At 71.2% G+C, this 18,259-nt stretch carries 15 protein-coding genes and 2 tRNA genes; 4 read left to right on the top strand and 13 right to left on the bottom strand.

The annotated features are described in order from the left end of the window. Positions 1 to 99: 99 nt before the first annotated feature. Both DEI94_RS03365 and DEI94_RS03360 read right to left on the bottom strand, forming a co-directional pair. Positions 100 to 1,134: an ABC transporter permease gene (locus tag DEI94_RS03365; protein ID WP_111010082.1), complete on the bottom strand. Its 1,035-nt coding sequence runs from the start codon at positions 1,132 to 1,134 to the stop codon at positions 100 to 102. Then, complete coding sequence (locus DEI94_RS03360; RefSeq protein ID WP_181435348.1) at positions 1,131 to 2,240, bottom strand: ABC transporter ATP-binding protein; 1,110 nt, start codon at positions 2,238 to 2,240, stop codon at positions 1,131 to 1,133. The genes DEI94_RS03365 and DEI94_RS03360 overlap by 4 nt, the downstream gene beginning before the upstream one ends. Positions 2,241 to 2,726: 486 nt before the next feature. Here DEI94_RS03360 and DEI94_RS03355 point away from each other — a divergent pair. Next, a tRNA-Ser gene (locus DEI94_RS03355) sits at positions 2,727 to 2,815 on the top strand. Between the two features lie 75 nt (positions 2,816 to 2,890). Here DEI94_RS03355 and DEI94_RS03350 read toward each other — a convergent pair. The 5 genes from DEI94_RS03350 to DEI94_RS03330 all read right to left on the bottom strand — a co-directional run bounded on the left by DEI94_RS03350 (position 2,891) and on the right by DEI94_RS03330 (position 9,838). Beyond that, positions 2,891 to 4,453, bottom strand: a complete 1,563-nt coding sequence (locus DEI94_RS03350; protein WP_111010113.1) for a BNR repeat-containing protein — start codon at positions 4,451 to 4,453, stop codon at positions 2,891 to 2,893. Between the two features lie 187 nt (positions 4,454 to 4,640). Beyond that, positions 4,641 to 6,029, bottom strand: a complete 1,389-nt coding sequence (locus tag DEI94_RS03345) for an LCP family protein (RefSeq protein WP_111026481.1) — start codon at positions 6,027 to 6,029, stop codon at positions 4,641 to 4,643. Positions 6,030 to 6,157: 128 nt separating this feature from the next. Continuing rightward, positions 6,158 to 7,033, bottom strand: a complete 876-nt coding sequence (locus DEI94_RS03340) for a LysR family transcriptional regulator (protein WP_220035650.1) — start codon at positions 7,031 to 7,033, stop codon at positions 6,158 to 6,160. Positions 7,034 to 7,097: 64 nt separating this feature from the next. Further along, positions 7,098 to 7,958, bottom strand: a complete 861-nt coding sequence (locus tag DEI94_RS03335) for a GntR family transcriptional regulator (protein WP_181435350.1) — start codon at positions 7,956 to 7,958, stop codon at positions 7,098 to 7,100. Between the two features lie 389 nt (positions 7,959 to 8,347). Next, the gene (locus tag DEI94_RS03330) at positions 8,348 to 9,838 is read right to left on the bottom strand and encodes an MFS transporter (RefSeq protein ID WP_181441777.1); all 1,491 of its coding nucleotides are present in this window, start codon (positions 9,836 to 9,838) and stop codon (positions 8,348 to 8,350) included. Between the two features lie 101 nt (positions 9,839 to 9,939). On the opposite strand from DEI94_RS03330, the gene DEI94_RS03325 reads away from it, so the two are divergent. After that, a complete protein-coding gene (locus DEI94_RS03325; RefSeq protein ID WP_111026514.1) occupies positions 9,940 to 10,887 on the top strand; it encodes a GlxA family transcriptional regulator in 948 nt (315 codons plus the stop codon). Positions 10,888 to 10,980: 93 nt separating this feature from the next. Continuing rightward, positions 10,981 to 12,000 carry a type I glyceraldehyde-3-phosphate dehydrogenase gene (gene gap, locus DEI94_RS03320; RefSeq protein WP_111026483.1) on the top strand — a complete coding sequence of 340 codons (1,020 nt, stop codon included), beginning with the start codon at positions 10,981 to 10,983 and terminating at the stop codon, positions 11,998 to 12,000. A gap of 8 nt (positions 12,001 to 12,008) precedes the next feature. Here gap and DEI94_RS03315 read toward each other — a convergent pair. Beyond that, positions 12,009 to 12,093 (bottom strand) — tRNA-Ser (locus tag DEI94_RS03315). A gap of 360 nt (positions 12,094 to 12,453) precedes the next feature. On the opposite strand from DEI94_RS03315, the gene DEI94_RS03310 reads away from it, so the two are divergent. After that, positions 12,454 to 13,128: a hypothetical protein gene (locus tag DEI94_RS03310; protein WP_146249451.1), complete on the top strand. Its 675-nt coding sequence runs from the start codon at positions 12,454 to 12,456 to the stop codon at positions 13,126 to 13,128. A gap of 124 nt (positions 13,129 to 13,252) precedes the next feature. Here DEI94_RS03310 and DEI94_RS03305 read toward each other — a convergent pair whose 3' ends face one another. The 5 genes from DEI94_RS03305 to DEI94_RS03285 all read right to left on the bottom strand — a co-directional run bounded on the left by DEI94_RS03305 (position 13,253) and on the right by DEI94_RS03285 (position 18,228). Further along, positions 13,253 to 14,143 (bottom strand): HAD family hydrolase, encoded by an 891-nt coding sequence (locus DEI94_RS03305; protein ID WP_111026485.1) that lies wholly within the window; start codon positions 14,141 to 14,143, stop codon positions 13,253 to 13,255. Next, positions 14,140 to 15,402 (bottom strand): serine--tRNA ligase, encoded by a 1,263-nt coding sequence (gene serS, locus DEI94_RS03300; RefSeq protein WP_111010128.1) that lies wholly within the window; start codon positions 15,400 to 15,402, stop codon positions 14,140 to 14,142. Before serS ends, DEI94_RS03305 begins: the two co-directional genes overlap by 4 nt. Positions 15,403 to 15,550: 148 nt before the next feature. Beyond that, a complete protein-coding gene (locus DEI94_RS03295; RefSeq protein WP_111010130.1) occupies positions 15,551 to 16,630 on the bottom strand; it encodes a diacylglycerol/lipid kinase family protein in 1,080 nt (359 codons plus the stop codon). 115 nt (positions 16,631 to 16,745) lie between these two features. Next, complete coding sequence (gene pheA / locus DEI94_RS03290; RefSeq protein ID WP_181434622.1) at positions 16,746 to 17,705, bottom strand: prephenate dehydratase; 960 nt, start codon at positions 17,703 to 17,705, stop codon at positions 16,746 to 16,748. 10 nt (positions 17,706 to 17,715) lie between these two features. Then, a complete protein-coding gene (locus DEI94_RS03285; protein WP_111010134.1) occupies positions 17,716 to 18,228 on the bottom strand; it encodes a MarR family winged helix-turn-helix transcriptional regulator in 513 nt (170 codons plus the stop codon). Positions 18,229 to 18,259: the final 31 nt, after the last annotated feature.

The following is an 18,259-nucleotide window of genomic DNA, read 5'->3' as shown; positions in this document are numbered from 1 at the left end:
ATAAGGTTATGGCACAACCTTATGTAAGGCCCGCGCAACGACAAGGCCGGGACACCCAAGCGACCCGCGGACGCCAGCGGCATCTCCTCAACATCGCGACTACAGCTCGCCCTGGTCCCACTTGAACAGTCGCGCCGCGAGCAGCGCAGCTGCGATGCCGACCGCGGCCATCATCAGCCACAGCCAGTAGACCGAGACGAACGGGTCCGTCCCGGTGATGTCCGCCCCGATGGCCTGCATGAACCACGTGCTCGGGAACCCGTCGGTGATGGAGCGCACTGCGTTCGGGAACACGTCGATCGGCACGACGGTGCCGGAGGTCAGGATGACGATGACCGGGAGGAACCCGGTGATCTGTGTGGTCACATCAGGGTTGGCGGACCGGCTCGCCAAGAGGTAGGCGAAGGCGAACAGCATCGCCAACCCGAGGACGAGGGTCACGAACAGTCGCACGATGTTGAACGACTCCACGTACCCCTGGCTCCAGGCGATGAGCACGATGACGATCGCCTCGGCGATGCCCAGGGCCAAGCGCACCGGGCTCTGCGCGAGGATGAACGCCATCCGTCTGACCGGAGTCGTCCCGAGCAGCCGGAGTGTGCCGCGTTGCCGGAGCGCGACCAACGGCACGGAGGTCCCCATGAACGCGATCGCCATGAACCCGGTGACCAGCACCGTGGCGAGATTGACGCGGAGTATGTCGTTCTCGGCCTCGCCGGAGGCATCAGTGACGACGATGTCCGCCGACGGGATCCCGGTGGAGTGCACCGCGGCGACGAGGTGCTTCCACGCCGGTTTGGTCTTGCCGGCGAGCACGATCCGCGCGCTGTCATCCTCGACCGTGATCCTGGCGGTCGCCGCGTCCTCCGCCCGCACGGCGATGTCGCGGTTCCGCAACGCCTCGACGACCTGCGCGCTGTGTGGCCCGTTCGCGACCGACGCAACTGGAGCGGGCCGACCGCCGTTGATGACGAAGTCGATCCCGACCATCAGGATCAGGAAGAAGAAGAACATGAACATCAAGGCGATGACCGTCTTGATGTTCCGGAACAGCTCTCGAGAGCTCAACAACACCAGTTGCCGGAACGCGTCGCGATGGGTCGACCGCGCGGAGGCGCTCGGTGCGGTTCTCATGGCCGGTTCCCTTTCGTCGTCGCCCCCCGGCGCACGCGACGTTCGTCCGGCAGTTCTGCGAGCTGCAGGAAGATGTCCTCGAGGCTCGCCTGGCGGACATTGAGCTCGCGAGCCCGCAGGGTCCGGGCGAACGTCACTCGACGGATCATTTCGTCCGGGTCCTCTGTCGTGACCTGCACGCGGACACCTCCCAGCACGGGTTCGGAGCTGTACGGAGTCCGCAGGGCGGCGCCGATCTGCTCATCGGTGACGGTCGGGGCCACGGTGAAGGCGACGTCACTGGTGGTCGCGTGCTGACGGATCAACTCGTCCGGGCTGTCGAGTGCAGCCAGGCGCCCGCCGACGATGATGGCGACACGATCGCAGACCGTCGTCGCTTCGTCCATGTGGTGTGTGGAGAGGACGATCGTCGTTCCCCTGTCCCGCAGGCCGTGGATGATCTGCCACAGTGCCTGTCGTGCCGCAGGATCGAGGCCCGCGGACGGTTCGTCGAGGACGAGGACCTCGGGATCTGCGACCAGGGCCACAGCGAGGAGGAGCCGGCGCGTCTGCCCGCCGGACAATCCCTTCGTCCGTTCGACCGCTTGATCCGAGAGACCGACCTCGGCGAGCACGTCCGCGACGGGGCGGGGTTGCTCGTGGAACGAGGCGAACAGCTCGAGCGTTTCCCGCACGGTGAGCGTGTCGAAGAGGCTCGCCGACTGCGGCTGCACCGCGACACGACGTGTGATCGCTTGTCGCTCGATGGCTGGGTCGAGTCCGAGTACGCGGATGACTCCGCTGGTGGGACGTTGCAAGCCCACCATGCATTCGATGGTGGTCGTCTTGCCTGCTCCGTTGGGACCGAGGAAACCGAACACCTCGCCGCGGCGGACCTCGAGATCCAGATCCTGCACCGCGGGGAATTCCCCGAACGACTTCGAGAACGCGGCAAATTCAACGACGGTTTCCCCTGCCCGCCCTGGTCGTGCGCTCGTCTCGCTTCGCATGTGCCCCTGACTCACCGCTGCGGTTGACCAGCTCCCGGGAAAACGCTTCGTTGCGTCGACCACCACGATGACCGCCAGCCCCCGACACCCGGCCGCCCGTAGATTAGCGAGCATCATTCGAACAAGCAACCCGTCGCTCCGTTGCTCGCGTCGCCATCGTGCCGATCTCCCCGCGGTGATCCGGCGACCCCGTTGGGACGCGAGTCGACATGGCGTCGGCGGCAGGCCGAAGCAATCTGCGGGGCTCGCACACGACGCGCGACGGGCAGCGGCACAGGAGGGGACGCGACACGACGGCCGCGCCCCCTCGAGCCGCTCCCCACCCCGCGCATGCCGATCGGATACGGCCGCGCCCTGGGGCTCGCGAGGAGCGACGCCTCTGCTGTGTACGTGTCCGCGCACCGGATCAGACGACCCGGATGTGATCGCGCGCGCGACGGAGCCGATGCTACGAGTCCCCAGAATGGCGGACAACGGGCGCGTTGTCCCCATTTCGAGGGTCTGCGTGGCGCGGCTCAGGCGCACCGGTCCGGGAGGCGGTGGTCCCGCCCGCCGCTCGGCTCCCCTATGATGGTGGTCGCGTGCTCGCTCCGGTGGGCACCGGGAGACGTCGCATAGTCAGGCCTAGTGCACCACCCTGCTAAGGTGGAGTTCCCTTTTGGGAACCGTGGGTTCAAATCCCACCGTCTCCGCCGTATCCGGCGTCGAGCTCCACGGATCCCTGCTCTACGGGTTCTGAGCCACCGCTGCCCGCCCCGCCCGACCGCCTACCCCGCGACCCCCGAGTCGTCCACGTCGGTGAGCACCAGCGTCAGGGGCGACCCCTCGGCCGGGAACGCGACGTCGGGCGCCCGCCCATCGTTCCGGTACGGCCCCGCGTCCCACCGGAGCGTCCACGCGACGCGGCGGCCGTCGTCGTCGAAAGCGTCCGTGACGGCCGTCCGCACGGCCAGACCGGGGTATCGCGCGGGGTCGACGGACCGCTGTGTGAGTTCGGGCGGGGTCGTGGTGGTCGGGATGGGCGCGTCCGCGACGCTGCGTGCGCTGCCGGCGCTCGCCCCGCTCGCCCCGCTCGCCCCGCTCGCCACCGTGATCGCGCGAGCCGGTCCGTTCGATCGCGCGTAGCCGACGACGACGTCGTTCGGTGCCGCCGCCGGGACCGGTGTCGACACGCTCGTCACCGCGATGCCCTGCTGCGCGGTGCCGAGTCGGGCGAGGTCGTAGGCCCCGCTCCAGGCCGAAACCTGCGTCACGACCCACTGCCGGGAGGCCCCGTCCGGCCTGGCCACGAAGAGCTGCGTCGTCCGCCCGCTCCCGCTGCCGACGTACTTGTAGTAGGCGATCACCGGTCGCCCTGCGCGGTCGAACCCGATGCGCGTCGCGTCGTTGAGCAGACCGCTCCCGGTGAGTGGGAGGTCGTCCACCACGACCCCAGACGTCCCGAACGTGATGGTCGGCGGGAGCGTCGTCCCGTCGAGGCCGTACCACTGGCGCAGGTCCTGGCTCCGCGCCGCCGAGAGCCGTCCGTTCGTGTCCGCGTCCGTCGGGTCCCCGCGCCAGACCCACACCATCCACCACCAGCCGTCGGGACCGGGCACCGGCAGGGTCGGGTAAGGACTGACGTCGTTCGACATGCCCTCGAGCAGGATGCGGCCGTCGGGGTACGGCGCGTACCGCATGTCCTCCCCCGCGACGCTCACCCACCGCTTCGACGACTCGACGTACCCGTACAGGAACTGGTTGCCGCGGCCGGACTCCCCGTTCCGCCACGACAGGAACACCTGCCCCTGGGGGCCCCGGAAGAACGTCGGGTAGCTGCAGGCGCCGAGCTCCGCACCGGCGTCGAGGTACCGCCGGACCTCGGCACCCGTGCGGTCCTTCACCACCCAGACGCCGTCCATGGGCCCCGGCGCGTCCTTGCTCCGGAGCGTGGTCGGGTCGTCCGCCGACGTGGTCCGCCAGTACCGGAGCGCGGTGTTGTGGTTGTTCCCGGTGACGTGCAGGTCCCCCTGCCGGTCGACGACCGCGGACACCGAGTTGTGCGAGTCGTTGATGTTCCCGTTGCTCGCCGTCGCCGTCGCCTGCCCCTGGTCGAACACGACGGCGGCGCCGGCACCGTCGAGCAGCGTGGTGTCCGATCGGGTGCGGGCCGTCGCGCCGGAGACGTCGACGTCGAGCACGCCCATCGTCCGGTCGGCCCGGTACCGCGCGATGAGGACGTGCCCGTTCCGGGGGTTCCGCACGACCGCCTGCGGGATCATCATCCCCGCCCAGCAGCGCGCGGGACTCCCGTCGGGGGCCGGGACGCTGACGGTTCGGACGACGCTCATGGCACTCCTCCTGTCCGAGCCGACGATGTGTCGACTCGGGCAGGACGGTACGACGAGCGCACCGGCCGGGAGGCCCGGCTCCGGCCCCGCTCACCCCGCACGTCACCTCGTGGTCGCGTCCGCGACCCGAGTGTTCCTCCGGTCACTCGGCCGCGACCGATTCGGCTCCGCTGCCCGGTCCGGCTCGTCAACCGGCCGCGACCGCGCAGGTCCGCTGCTGCGCGGTCTGACCGGTCACGCCGCTGATCGTCTCGGGACGTGCGGAGGCCGAAGTCCCCTCGTGCCCCGCGCCTCCCGACCCTGCCGAGCCGGAGCCGGAGCCGGAGCCGGAATCGGCGTCGGAGCCGGAGCCACCGGAGCCGGAGCCGCCGGAGCCCGCACTGCCGCTGCCGCCTGAGCCACCGCCGCTCGCGCTCGAGGACCCGCCCGCCGCGCTGGACACGCCCGACCCGCTCGACCCACCGCTGACCGACTCCGACCCACGGCCCACCGACCCCGCGGCGAGCGAGAACGACCGATCCGAGCGCACCGCCGCCATGAGCTGGCGGGCGGTCGTGGAGTCCGGAACGACCTTGCCGGGGTGGTCCGGGTCATCTGTGGCGCCCGGGTACTGCACGAACGTGATGCGGTCGAGTCCGATGCCCTGGAACGTCCGCGCCATGGCGACCATGGTCGACGGATCCGTGAGTGTCGTCGAGAGCTTGACCGTGTGCGAGGCGACGCGGGCCAGCCCGTACAGCTTCGCCGGATCGCCGAGCGTGCCGTTGCCCTTGACCTTCCGCACGAGCGACGACAGGAACTGCTGCAGGCTCGAGATCCGGGACAGGTCGCTCTGGTCGCCGATCCCGTGGCGGTCGCGGAGGAACGCCAGCGCGGTCACCCCCGACACCGTGTGCTCGCCGGCGCGTAACCGGAGGCCCGTGTACGGGTCGTCGACGTCGTCCGTCACGCAGACGGGGACACCCCCGATCGCGTCGGAGAGTCCGATGATGCCGTCGAAGCTCATCTGCGCGGCGTACGGGATGCGCAGTCCGCTGACCTGCTCGACGGTCCTCACCACGCAGCCCAGGCCGCCGCGCCCGTACGCCTCGTTGAGCGGGGTGTCCTGCACCGCGGCAGTCGTCGTCCCGTGGCTCGTGCAGGCTGGCTGGTCGACGAGCAGGTCGCGGGGGAAGCTGATCGCGACGGCCTGCGTGTGGTCCGCGGACACGTGCAGCAGCACGTTCGCGTCGTTGAGCGTCGCCTGCCGGACCCCGTACTCGGTGCCCTGCCCGGGGTCGTTGTCGGCAGCCACGGCCAGGACGTTGAACGCGCCGTCGGTGCTCTGCCCGCCCGCTCCCCCGACGTCGACCGCGTTCTGGGCGATCCGGTGCCCCAGGTCGTAGGCGGCGTAGGCAGTGAGTGAGCCGGCGGTCACGACACTGATGCCGGCGAGCATCGCCACGCCCACCAGGAGTCGCGCCGGCCGGAACCCGCGGTGCCGTCGACCGTGCCGTGCGCCGATCACACGACCGCCCGGACCTCGGAGGATCGTCGGCTCCCGCCGCGGGTCGGTGAGGTCGTCGAAGTCGGACACGACGCTTCCTCCTGGCAGTTCGGGCTGACGGCTCGGGTGCCGTCGTCCGCGGGGACGATACCCGAGCGGGTGGCCACCGCCGGGATCCCCTCGGCGTGCCCCCGAACGGGGGTCACGTCGAGGGAGCGTCAGGCCCCCGCGCGCGCGATCGAATGCCCCTTGATGACGCGGTCCGCGCCCGTACGGATCGCGTTGACGAGCTCCGACATCGCGACGCTCGGCGGTCCGGCACGCGACACGAGCGTGAACTCCGTCCAGCCCGGGTCCGGCAGTCCGGTCAGTGGGACCAACCCGGCCGGGAGGATCGACCCGGGGTGCACGGTCACGCCCAGCCCGGCGTACACCGCTGCCCGGATGCCCTGTTGGCTCGCGGACACGCAGGTGATCCGGTAGGGCCGGCCGGCACCCTCGAGCGCGGCGACGGCGGCATCACGGGTCACGCTCGTGCCGGGGTAGGTGACGAGGTGCACGGGTTCGTCCGGGTCGACGACCTCACCCTCGCGCCCGGCCCACACGAGCGGGTCGCGGAACACCAGGTCGCCGACGTCCTCGCTCGGACGGCGCTTGACGAGGGCGAGGTCGAGCCGGTTGCTCCGGACCTCCTCGCGCAGTTCCGCGGTCAGCCCCACCCGGAGGTCGAGGTCCACCGAGGGGTACGCGTTCCGGAAGTCGAGCAGGATGTCCGGCAGACCGGTCGCGACGATGTCCTCGGACGCACCGAACCGGATGTGACCGGCGAGTCCGGTGTCCGTGAAGTACGCCTCGGCCTGTCCCTGTGCGGCGAGGATCTCGCGGGCGAAGCGGACCATGGCCATGCCGTCCGGTGTCAGCTCCACCGCGTGCGTGTCCCGTCGGAACAGTTGCCGACCGGTCTGTCGCTCGAGTCGGGCGACGTGTCCGCTGATCGTCGACTGCCGCAGACCGAGGTCTTTGGCAGCAGCGGTGAAGCCCCCCGTGCGCTCCACGGCGAGGAAGCTCGTGAGCAGTGCGGTCTCGAACATCATGGCCCTCCTATCATGAATTGCGATCACGGTAGCAGCGGTAGCCGAGTTCCGCGATGGCGGTCGTTCAGAGGTCGCGTCTGTGGGTCCCTCGGTCGAATGCAGCGAGCGCGTCGGCGAAGGCGTCGAGGTGACGGATGGCCGCGACGAGGTCCTCGTCCCACACCGCCCCGAGCGCTGACGCCAGCGAGCTCGCGCGTTGCGCGGCCCCGACGGCGACGTCCAACCCGTGCCGACCGGCGACCTCACGCATGTAGAAGGCGTCGAGCACGGGCAGCTGCGCCGCGAGCCAGTCCGCACTCACCGGGCGATCGAGGCGCCGGAGCGTCCACTCGGCGAGGACGGCGAACCGACCGGCGTCGGATCGGCAGGCCCGGAGCGCGGTCGCATCGAACGCCCCGACGTCGACCGGCGGGTCGCTCCGATGACGCTCGATGGACGACGTCGGGTACGGCACCGCGAGCAGACCCTGCGCGATCTGCACCCGCTCGACCATGTGCGCCGGCGTCCAGGGCGCGATGACCACGCCGACGTAGCGCTGTACCTGGACGAGCCGCAACGCCTCGAGCGGGACCAGGGCCTCGCGCACCGGAGTCCGAGACACCCCGAGTTCGGCGGCGATCCCGTCGAGCCGCAACCGCTGCCCGGACCGGTACTCCCCGCGCAGGATCCGGTGGACCAGCCGCGTGAACACCGCGTCGCGCAGGAGGTCACGGCGCACCGCGCCACCCACCCCTGCGTCCGGACCGGTCATGCCCGCACCCGGCGTCTCGTCGATCGGCACGACGCCGGTGTCGAGCCCGACAGCACCCGCGCCCGTCGCTGACCGACCGAGCCCGGCGGCTGGCGCAGCGTTGTTCCGCGCACCACCATCGGTGGGGGACGTCGTCCGTCCACCCGGGACCGGGGTGCGATCTGAGCGGTGCATCACGACACCCTCGCTCAGCGGCATCGGCCCGTGCCCCGCTGGATGTGCCGACTCGGGACGAGCGCACTCGGACCCTCGATGTGGACGGGGCAGCACCTCAGATCGCGGGCGCTGCCGCAGCTGCCGATCGCAGCCGTCCGGTCGACCCCGACGACGGTCGTCCGCGCCACCGCACCCGTCCACGCCACCGCACCGACCTGGATGCCCCGCGCTCGCCCCGGTTCGACTCCGCCCTGCGCTGACCCCATGTCGCCTCCGCCCCTGGTCCGGAGCGCGTGGCTTCCACACGCTCGAACCGGAAGGCTGCCAGGCGACCGTTCGATGCGCCAAACATCCTGAATACGGGATACGAAGTACGAAGTCGAACCCCGAGCGGCGCGGAGCCGCGCCTACCGGCGCCCGCGAGCCCGGTCGGCCCGGTCGCTCGTGCGCGCCCCGCCTCCCACGACCGAGAGCGGCTGCGTGACGGACTCCAGGCCCTTCCGCGCCGCGTCCACCCCGAAGATCAGGGCGATCACACCACCGAGCACCATGATCGCGGCGCCCATGAGGTACCCCCAGAACAGCGGGGTACGGCTCGACCCGTCGCCGATGAACGCGCCGTAGATGAGGGGCGCGACCGCGCCGAAGATCTGCGCGAGGGCGAAGAAGTACGAGATCGCCTGCGACCGCAGCTCGAGCGGGAAGATCTCGCTCACCGTCAGGTACGCGCTCGACGCGCCGGCCGACGCGAAGAAGAACGAGACGCACCAGAACACGGTCTGCCACGTGGCGCTGATCGCGTCGGCCTGGAACATGAACGCCGAGACGGCCAGCACGATCCCCGAGACCAGGTAGGTCAGGAAGATCATCTGCCGACGGCCCCAGGTGTCGAACAGGCGACCGAGCACGAGCGGCCCGAGCAGGTTGCCGATCGCGAACGGGAAGAAGTAGATCGACGTCTGGGAGGTCTGCAGGCCGTAGAAGTTCGTGAGCACGAGCGCGTACGTGAAGAAGATCGCGTTGTACAGGAACGACTGCGTGATCATCATGGTCGCGCCGACCAGGGTCCGCGTGGGGTACTGCCGGAACAGCACACCGACGATCGTGCGGAAGCCGACGCGGTCGAGCGGCGTGACGTCCATCGCCTTCGACTCGTCGACCCGCTCGAGGGGATGCCCCGACTCCCGCTCGACCTCGGCCTCGATCCGGGTCACCGTGTCGTCGGCCTCCTGCTCGCGCCCGTGGGTCATGAGCCATCGCGGACTCTCCGGGATGTGTCGCCGCAGGAAGATGATGAGGATGCCGAGCACCGGGCCGATGAAGAACCCGATGCGCCAGCCGACGTTCTCCGAGAAGTTCGCGGTGTTGAGCAGGTAGATGTTCGCGGCCGCACCGATCGCGGCACCGCCCCAGTACGTGCCGTTGATCGCGATGTCCACGTGTCCGCGGAACCGCGACGGGATGAGCTCGTCGATCGCGGAGTTGATCGCCGCGTACTCGCCACCGATACCGAGGCCGGCCACGAACCGGAACACCGCGAGGAACGCGAAGTCCGGCGCGAACCCGGCGATCCCCGATCCGACGAGGTAGATCGCGAGCGTCAGGAGGAACAGCTTGCGTCGACCCAGCCGGTCCGAGAGCCGCCCGAACACGAGCGCGCCGATGACCTGTCCGAACAGGTAGATCGTGCCGAGGTCGGCGACCTCCTGGGTCGAGAGGCCGAGCGGCTTCTGGAATCCCGCGTTCGACACGATCTGGATCTCGAGACCGTCCAGGACCCACGAGATCCCGAGGCCGACCACGATCGACCAGTGGAACCGGGTCCAGGGCAAGCGATCCATCCGAGCCGGGACGAGACTCCTGGTCGGCTGATCACGAACGGCGCCGGTGCTGCTCATGTCGGTGTTCCTCCTCGCACGGCCGCCCCTCGGCGGCACGCACCGGTGACCGTACGCTGGACGCGCGTCGAGTGTTCGCGGGTTCGGGCTACCGTCGCAGCATGGCTGTCCGTCCGCACCGTGTGGCGGTGCTCGTGTTGCCCGGGGCGAAGCCGCTCGACGTCGGGATCCCCGCCCAGGTGTTCGCCAACCGGCCGAGCATGCCGTACGAGGTGCGCGTCTGTGGCCCGAGCGTCGGCACCGTCCGCGGCGGGGACGGCCTCGCATACGCGGTGGGGCGCGGACTCGAGGCGGTCGACTGGGCGCAGACCGTGTTCGTGCCGGGGTACCGGTTCCCGGCGGACACGCCGCCGCCTCCCGAGGTCGTCGCCGCACTCCGCGACGCGCACGAGCGCGGCAAGCGCGTCGCCGCGATCTCGACCGGGGCGTTCGCGCTCGCGGCGGCGGGCCTTCTGGACGGGCGCCGGGCGACGACCCACTGGCACTACACGCGCGTGCTGCAGGACCGGTACCCCGACGTCGAGGTGGACGAGGACGTGCTCTTCGTCGACGAGGGATCGGTGCTCACGAGCGCGGGTGCGGCGAGCGGCATCGACCTCTGCCTCCACATCGTCCGGCGCGACCACGGCGTCGGGCTGGCGAACCACGTCGCCCGACGGCTCGTGAGCGCGCCCCACCGGAGCGGCGGCCAGGCCCAGTACATCGAACGGACCGTGCCGGACCCGACCGACGACACCTTCGCGACGACGCGCGAATGGGCGTTGCGCCACCTCGGCGACGCCCTGACACTCGACGCACTGGCCGCCCACGCGAACGTGTCCACCCGGACGTTCTCACGCCGCTTCGTCGAGAGCACCGGCTACACGCCCATGCAGTGGGTGCTCCGGGCGCGCGTCGACCTGGCGCGGGAGCTGCTCGAACGCTCCGACCTCGCCGTCGACCAGGTGGCCGCGCGGGTGGGGCTCGGGACGGACGCCAACCTGCGTCTGCACTTCCGGCGGATCCTCGGCATCTCCCCTACCGCCTACCGCCGCGTGTTCCAGCAGTAGCCCTGGCGCGATCCTCCCGGATCATGGCGTTCCTGCCACTGGAGCGGGCCTCCCGGCTCGATGACGATGAGCGGAGGAACGGAAGGAACCCACATGACCCGCATCGGCATCAACGGATTCGGCCGCATCGGCCGCAACACCCTGCGCGCGCTCCTGGCCCGCGGCGGCGAGGACCTCGTGGTCGTCGCCGTCAACGACCTCACCGCACCCGCGACCCTCGCCCACCTGTTCCGCTACGACTCCGCACTCGGCCCCTTCGATGGCACCGTGGAGGTCGACGACGACACGCTCGTGGTCGACGGTCAGCGGATCCGCGTGCTCGCCGAGCGCGATCCGTCGGCACTGCCCTGGGCCGACCTGGGCGTCGAGGTCGTCCTCGAGTCGACCGGCCGCTTCACGGCACGGGAGGCCGCTGCGCAGCACCTCGAGGCGGGCGCCCGTCGCGTGCTCGTGAGCGCACCGGCCACCGGGGCGGACGTGACGCTCGCCTACGGCGTGAACACCGACGCGTTCGACCCCGCCACGCACACCGTCGTCAGCAACGCGAGCTGCACGACGAACGCCCTCGCGCCGCTCGCGAGCGTCCTCGACGACCTCGCCGGCATCGAGCACGGGTTCATGACGACCGTGCACGCGTACACGCAGGAACAGAACCTGCAGGACGGCCCGCATCGGGACCTCCGGCGAGCGCGGGCCGCGGGCGTGAACATCGTCCCGACGACCACCGGCGCCGCGAAGGCCATCGGACTCGTGCTCCCCCGACTCGACGGCAAGCTCTCGGGCGACTCCATCCGGGTGCCCGTCCCCGTGGGGTCGATCGTCGAGCTGAACACCGTCGTGGCCCGTGACGTCACGGTCGACGAGGTGAACGCCGCCTACCGTGCGGCTGCCGACGGGCCACTCGCCGGGGTGCTCGCGTACACGGCGGACCCGCTCGTGTCGACCGACATCATGGGACGTCCGGAGTCGAGCGTGTTCGACTCGCTCCTCACGCGCGTCGACGGCGGCCGCCACGTCAAGGTCGTCGCCTGGTACGACAACGAGTGGGGGTTCTCGAACCGAGTGGTCGACACGCTCGGACTGCTCGCGCGCGCCGCCGCGGACGCCGCGTAGCCCGTCGGCGGAGGGTGTGGGATTCGAACCCACGAGACATCACTGCCCACTTGTTTTCAAGACAAGCTCCATCGGCCGCTCGGACAACCCTCCTGGCTGGACCACCTGACGGTGGCGACCGGCGCGTGCGAGTCTAGCGAGCCTCCCGGCCGGGAGGCACGGCCCGCGCCCGCCCCGCCGCTCGCCCTGCCGACCCTCCCGTCGAGATCGCAGTTGTTGCCGCTCTGAGCACCCCCAGAGCGGCACCTTCTGCGATCTCGCGATGCGGCGGACGAGCGGCGGCCGGGACGGCCGGGAGGCGCCTCCCGCACACCGTGACGGAACCGTGATCGGCGTGACGGAACCGTGATCGACAGGCCGCGGCGCACCGACGACGGAACCACCAAGATGAGCGTCGGGGGACGTGGAGCGGATGCCACGGGGCACCGGCGTCTCCCGGAACGGAACGCCTCGATGTCCACCACACCGCGGTCCGCGATCGTCCTGATCGCCGCGACCGCTCTCGTCGTCACCCTCGCCGGCTGCAGCACCTCGACCGCGGCCGACACCGCCACCACGGTCGGCCACACCGGACGCCCGAGTGCGTCGGCCACCACGACGACGCCCATGCCCAGCACGACCGCGACGCCCACCACGCCGCCGGCCGCCACACCACCCGCCTCCCCGACGCTCGACCTCGCCGACCCGACGACGTGGACGATCACGGGTGCCGGCGTCGGGCCGCTCACCATCGGCGGTTCGGTGACGGCCGAGGGCGCGTCCATGACCGCGTACACCCGCTCGGACGACTGCCCGAACCCGAACATCGCGATGTGGCGGCGGACCGGTTCCTCCGTGTGGACCCAGGCACTGCCGGACGCGCGCGACGTCGTGCACGGGATCCTCCTGCAGGGCGCCGGGGCCTCCTCGCCGAGGACGGCGCAGGGCGACACGCTCGGCACACCGCTGGCGACCCTCGAGGCGCACCACCCCGACCTCGTGCAGATCCGCGAGGACGACCAGGAGGACTACCGCGGCTACCAGGACCACGGCGCCTGGATCGTGTTCGACGTGCGGTCGACGCCGCAGCAGGTGCGGTCGATCTGGGTGAGCACGGACCGGGTGCCGCCCTACGAGTTCTGCGGCTGACGCCGCGTCATCCCACCGGGATCGCAGTCGTTGCCGCTCACACCACCGTCGAAACGGCAACGACTGCGATCTCGCGGAACCGGGAACCGGGAACCGGGAACCGGGAACCGGGAACCGGGCCGGGTCAGCGCGGGAGCGTCGCGAGTGCGGCGGCCAGACCGTCCTCCGCGACGCTCCCGGTGACCTCACCGCCGGCAGCGACGACGTCCTCGGGCGCCTGGCCCATCACGACGCCGCGGCCGGACTCGGCGGCCCAGTGCAGCATGTCGATGTCGTTCCGGCCGTCGCCCGCCGCGAACACGCGCGACCGTGGGACGTCGAGCACGGACCGGACCCGCTCCATCGCGCTGGCCTTGGTCACGCCCTCGGGCGCGATGTCGAGCCAGGCGGTCCACCCCACGTTGTAGGACACCTTGTGGAGGCCCATCCGGTCCACCGCCCGCAGGAAGTCGTCGAGGTCGTGGTTCGGCGAGATGACGACGACCCGGGTGGCCTCGACGCCGAAGAGGTCGTCGAACGCGACGTGCTCGACGTCGGAACTCAGGCTGCCGTCGGGGAAGATCCCGTGCACGCGGTAGTGGCCGGTCTCGTCCTCGACGCCGAACGCGGCGCCGTGCAGGGACCCGCGGATGGTGCGGAGGACCTCGGTCGGGTCGAAGGACTCCACGAACGCGCGGCGGTAGCCCCCGCGCTCGGCGTCCTCGGGGGCGTCGCTGCGCTCGAGCGTGATCGCGCCGTTCGCGCACACCAGGAACCGTGGGCGGATCCCGAGGGCCGCGACCACGGGCAACGTCATGGAGGCGCTGCGACCGGTCGAGAGCATCACCTCGTGTCCGGCCTCCACCGCAGCATGGACGGCCGCGCTCGTCGCGTCGGTGATGACGCCGTCCTCGCGCATGACCGTCCCGTCGATGTCGAGCGCCACGAGCCAGTGGTCCGGCCGCGGCGCCGTCGACGTCGCACCCGAGCTCGCCCCAGGGTCGGGGACGGCCTGCTCGCGGAGGTCGTCGGTCATCGCGGCTCGATCACCTCGGTGCCGCCGAGGTACGGGCGGAGGACCTCGGGCACGACGACCGTGCCGTCGGCCTGCTGGTGCGTCTCGAGGATCGCGACGAGCCAACGGGTCGTGGCGAGCGTGCCGTTCAGCGTCGCCACCGGGGCGGTCTTGCCGGACTCGGTGCGGTGCCGGATGTCGAGGCGGCGGGCCTGGAACGTCGTGCAGTTCGACGTCGAGGTGAGCTCGCGGTAGGTCCCCTGCGTCGGCACCCACGCCTCGATGTCGAACTTGCGGGCGGCGCTCTGCCCGAGGTCACCGGCGGCGACGTCGATGACGCGGTAGTGGAGTCCGAGCGCGCCGAGCATGTCCTCCTGGTAGGAGACGAGCCGGTCGTGCTCCGCCTCGGCCTCGTCGGGGTGCACGTACGCGAACATCTCCAGCTTGTTGAACTGGTGGACCCGGAGGATCCCGCGGTTGTCCTTGCCCGCGGACCCGGCCTCGCGTCGGTAGCACGTCGACCACCCGGCGTAGCGGAGGGGGCCGTTCGACACGTCGAGGATCTCGTCGGAGTGGTAGCCCGCGAGCGCGACCTCACTCGTGCCGGTCAGGTACAGGTCGTCGGCGGGCAGGTAGTAGATCTCGTCGGCGTGCTCACCGAGGAACCCCGTGCCGGCCATCGTCTCGGGGCGCACGAGCGTCGGCGTGATGAGGGGCTCGAAGCCGTGGGCGATCGCCCGGTCGAGCGCGAGGTTCATGAGCGCGATCTCGAGCCGCGCCCCCATGCCGCGGAGGAAGTAGAAGCGCGAGCCGGACACCTTCGTGCCACGCGGGATGTCGATGATCCCGAGGTGCTCGCCGAGGTCGGCGTGGTCCTTCGGCTCGAAGTCGAACTCCGGCTTCGTGCCGACGGTGCGCAGGGTGACGAAGTCCTCCTCGCCGCCGCTCGGGACGCCCTCGATGATCGGGTTCGCGAGCTTCCCAACGGTCGTGCGGAACGCGTCCTCGGACTCGGTGACGATCGCCTGTGCCTGCTTGACCCGGGCGGCGAGCGCCTGCGCCTGCTGCACGAGCGCCGCCTTCTCGTCCTTCGGTGCCTTCGCGACGGTCTTGCCGAACGCGTTCTGCTCGGCACGGAGCGCCTCGAACGACGAGATCGCGAGCCGACGTGCGGTGTCCGCGGCGAGCGCCTGGTCGACGAGCTCCACGGAGTCACCACGGGCCGCCTGCGACGCCTTGATCCGGTCGGGGTGGTCGCGGAGGAGCTGCGGATCGATCACTGGAACATCTTACCGACCGCCCCCTCGCGCCGGTCCGGCGCCGATCGGACGGGAGGGACGGCGCGCGCCCGTCCCGCGCCTCCCGGCCGCCGCACGGATCGTGCAGGAGGTTGGTGGGTGCCGGACGTCCGTCGTCGGCGGCCGTCGCTCAGTGCAGGACGTGCCCGACGGGCACGCGCACGGTCAAGCCGCCTTCGTCGATGCGCGCCCGGAACGCCCGGATCCGACCCACCGGGTCGCCGTCGATCTCGAACTCGTCGGGGGTCTCGAGCCGCACGACGATCTCCTTGCCGCGCATGTACCGCAGCGGACGTTCCTCACGTGCCCGGGCGATGATCCGCTCCCCCACCGCGGTCTGGCCGATCTTGGTCGATCGCGCACGCCGCAGGATCGCGTTCTCCCACATCAGGCGGGCGCCGATCCGGGCCCAGCCGAACACGGACTTCGGCCGCAGCGCGACGACGTCGAACACGCCGTCCGTGATCGTGGCGTCGGGCAGCAGGAGGATGCCGGCCTGCAGGGTGCCGCAGTTGCCCACGATGAGCGTGTGGGCGCGGAGCGAGCGGTTGCCGGCACCGTCGAGGTTGTAGCGGGCCTCCATGCTGTCGGAGTCACGGAGCGATCGGGCCACGGCGTCGACGTAGGCGAGCCAGCCCACCCGTTTCTTGAGCTCCGGGCGCGTGTTGGCGAGCATCCGGGCGTCGAGCCCGAGCCCGGCCATGACGAGGAACCCGAAGTCCTCACGCTCCCCACCCTCACGCTCGACGGTGAGCATGCCGATGTCGACCGCGCGGTCCTCGCCGTGGAACAGGGTCTGCACGCTCGTGTCCATCTCGTCGAGCGGGAACCGCATGTTCCGCGCGAGCAGGTTGCCGGTGCCGCTCGGCAGCAGCGCGAGCGACGCGCCGGATCCGTGCACGACCTCGGCGACGATCCGCGTCGTGCCGTCGCCGCCCGCGGCGGCCACCACATCGGCACCGGCCTCGAGCGCGGCCCGGGCCATGCCGGCGCCCGGGTCCTCCTCGGTCGTCGCGAACCAGAGGGTCTCGCTCCACCCGGCCTCACGTTCGTAGCGGCTCACGCTCTGGCGCAGGGCCGGCAGGTCGACCTTGATCGGGTTGTAGACCACGGCGGCGGTGTGCTGGCTCGTGGCCGAGTGGGCGGCGGTCGAGGGCACCGCGGCGACGTCGTCGCGCGGGGCCGCATCGGTCTCGGGGGGCGTCGTCATGCGACAACGCTACCGGGACCGCCAGATCCGTCTTCTCGGCCCCCGGCTTCTGTGGACGGCCGGGTCGTTCCACAGGCGCCCACCTGGTGGGTCACCGGCGTCCGGCCCGGCCGGGTCAACCAGGCTCGCCCGCGACGATCCGTCGGAGCCACTCGCGTGCCTCGGTGAACGCTTCGTCCCGGTACCGGGCCTGCACCTCGGACGCGTGGCCGTCGGCCCTGGGGTACGACCCGAGGAACGTCACCCGGGGGCTGAACCGCCGGAGGCCGAGGAGCGCGTCCGCCACGCGCTCGTCGTGCACGTGGCCGTCCAGGTCGATGACGAAGCGGTAGCGGCCGAGCTCGTCGCCGATCGGCCGCGAGCTGAGGAGCCCCATGTTGATGCCCCGGGTGGCGAACTGCTCGAGCAGGTCGACGAGCGCACCTGCGCGGTCGTCCGGCAGCTCCACGACGACGCTCGTCTTGTCGGCGCCGGTCCGGGCCGGGATCGCCAGGTCCCGCGACACGAGGACGAACCGCGTGACGGCGAACGGGTTCTCGCCGATGTGCTCGGCGAGGACGGCGAGGTCGTGGTGGTCGGTGATGCCGGGCGGGGCGACCGCGGCCTCGGCGAGCGCCCCCGCGGCCGGGTCGAGGAGCGCCGCCGCCGCCGCGACGTTCGACGACGCGGGGATGTGTCCGTGCCCCGGGACGTGGTCCTCGAGCCAGCGGTAGGTCTGCCCGTACGCGACCGGGTGGGCGTTCACGGTGCGGACGTCCGCGAGCACGGTGCCGTGCCGCGCGACGAGGACGAAGTCGACCGGCACGAGGTACTCGCCGATGATGCGGACCCCCGGGATGCGCGCGAGGGCGTCCTGCGTGGCGGTGACCCCACCGTCGACGCTGTTCTCGATGGCGATGACCGCGCCGACGCTCCGTCCGCTCATGACGTCGTCGAGGGCCTCGCCGACGTTGTTGACCGACCGCCAGGGCTTGCCGGCGGCCGCGGCGACCTGCTTGAGCGCGGCCTCCGTGAAGGTCCCGGCCGGTCCGAGGTAGCTGTACGTGTCGGACGCGGAGGCATCGGGCTCGGCCATGCGGCCGACTCTATTGCACGGGCGGGCGGCCATCCGGGTCGGTGAGGGCGGCGAGGCGACCCTCGGGGTCGAGTCGGCGGAGCATCGCGCGGAGGTCGGCGTCGAGCTGCCGGAAGCGGTCCTCGCCGATCGCGTCGACCACGAGGTGGCGTGCGTTCCGGACGTGGCCGGGGGCAGCTGCGACCACGGCCTCCCACCCGGCGTCCGTGAGTCGGACGTCCGTTGCCCGCCGGTCGTCCGTCGACGGACACCGCGAGACGAGCCCGCGCTTCTCGAGGCGGGTGACGACGTGGGACAGCCGGGGCAACGAGCTGTTCGTGGCGGCGGACAGGGCCGTCATGCGCAGCGTGCGGTCGTCGCGTTCGGAGAGCATGGCGATGACCATGTAGTCGAAGTGCGTCAGGTCGGAATCGCGCTGCAACTGCTGGTCGAGCGCCGCGGGCAGGAGCTCCATGACGGCGACGAGGCGGATCCACACGCGGACCTGCTCGCGGTCGAGCCAGGGCACGTCGTCCGTCGTCATCCCCCGATCCTACGGAATGGTTGTCGATGCA

The organism is Curtobacterium sp. MCBD17_040 (assembly GCF_003234805.2).
Lineage (GTDB): Bacteria > Actinomycetota > Actinomycetes > Actinomycetales > Microbacteriaceae > Curtobacterium.
Note: the sequence above shows the minus strand (reverse complement) of the source record. Positions and strands in the feature narration are given on the sequence as shown.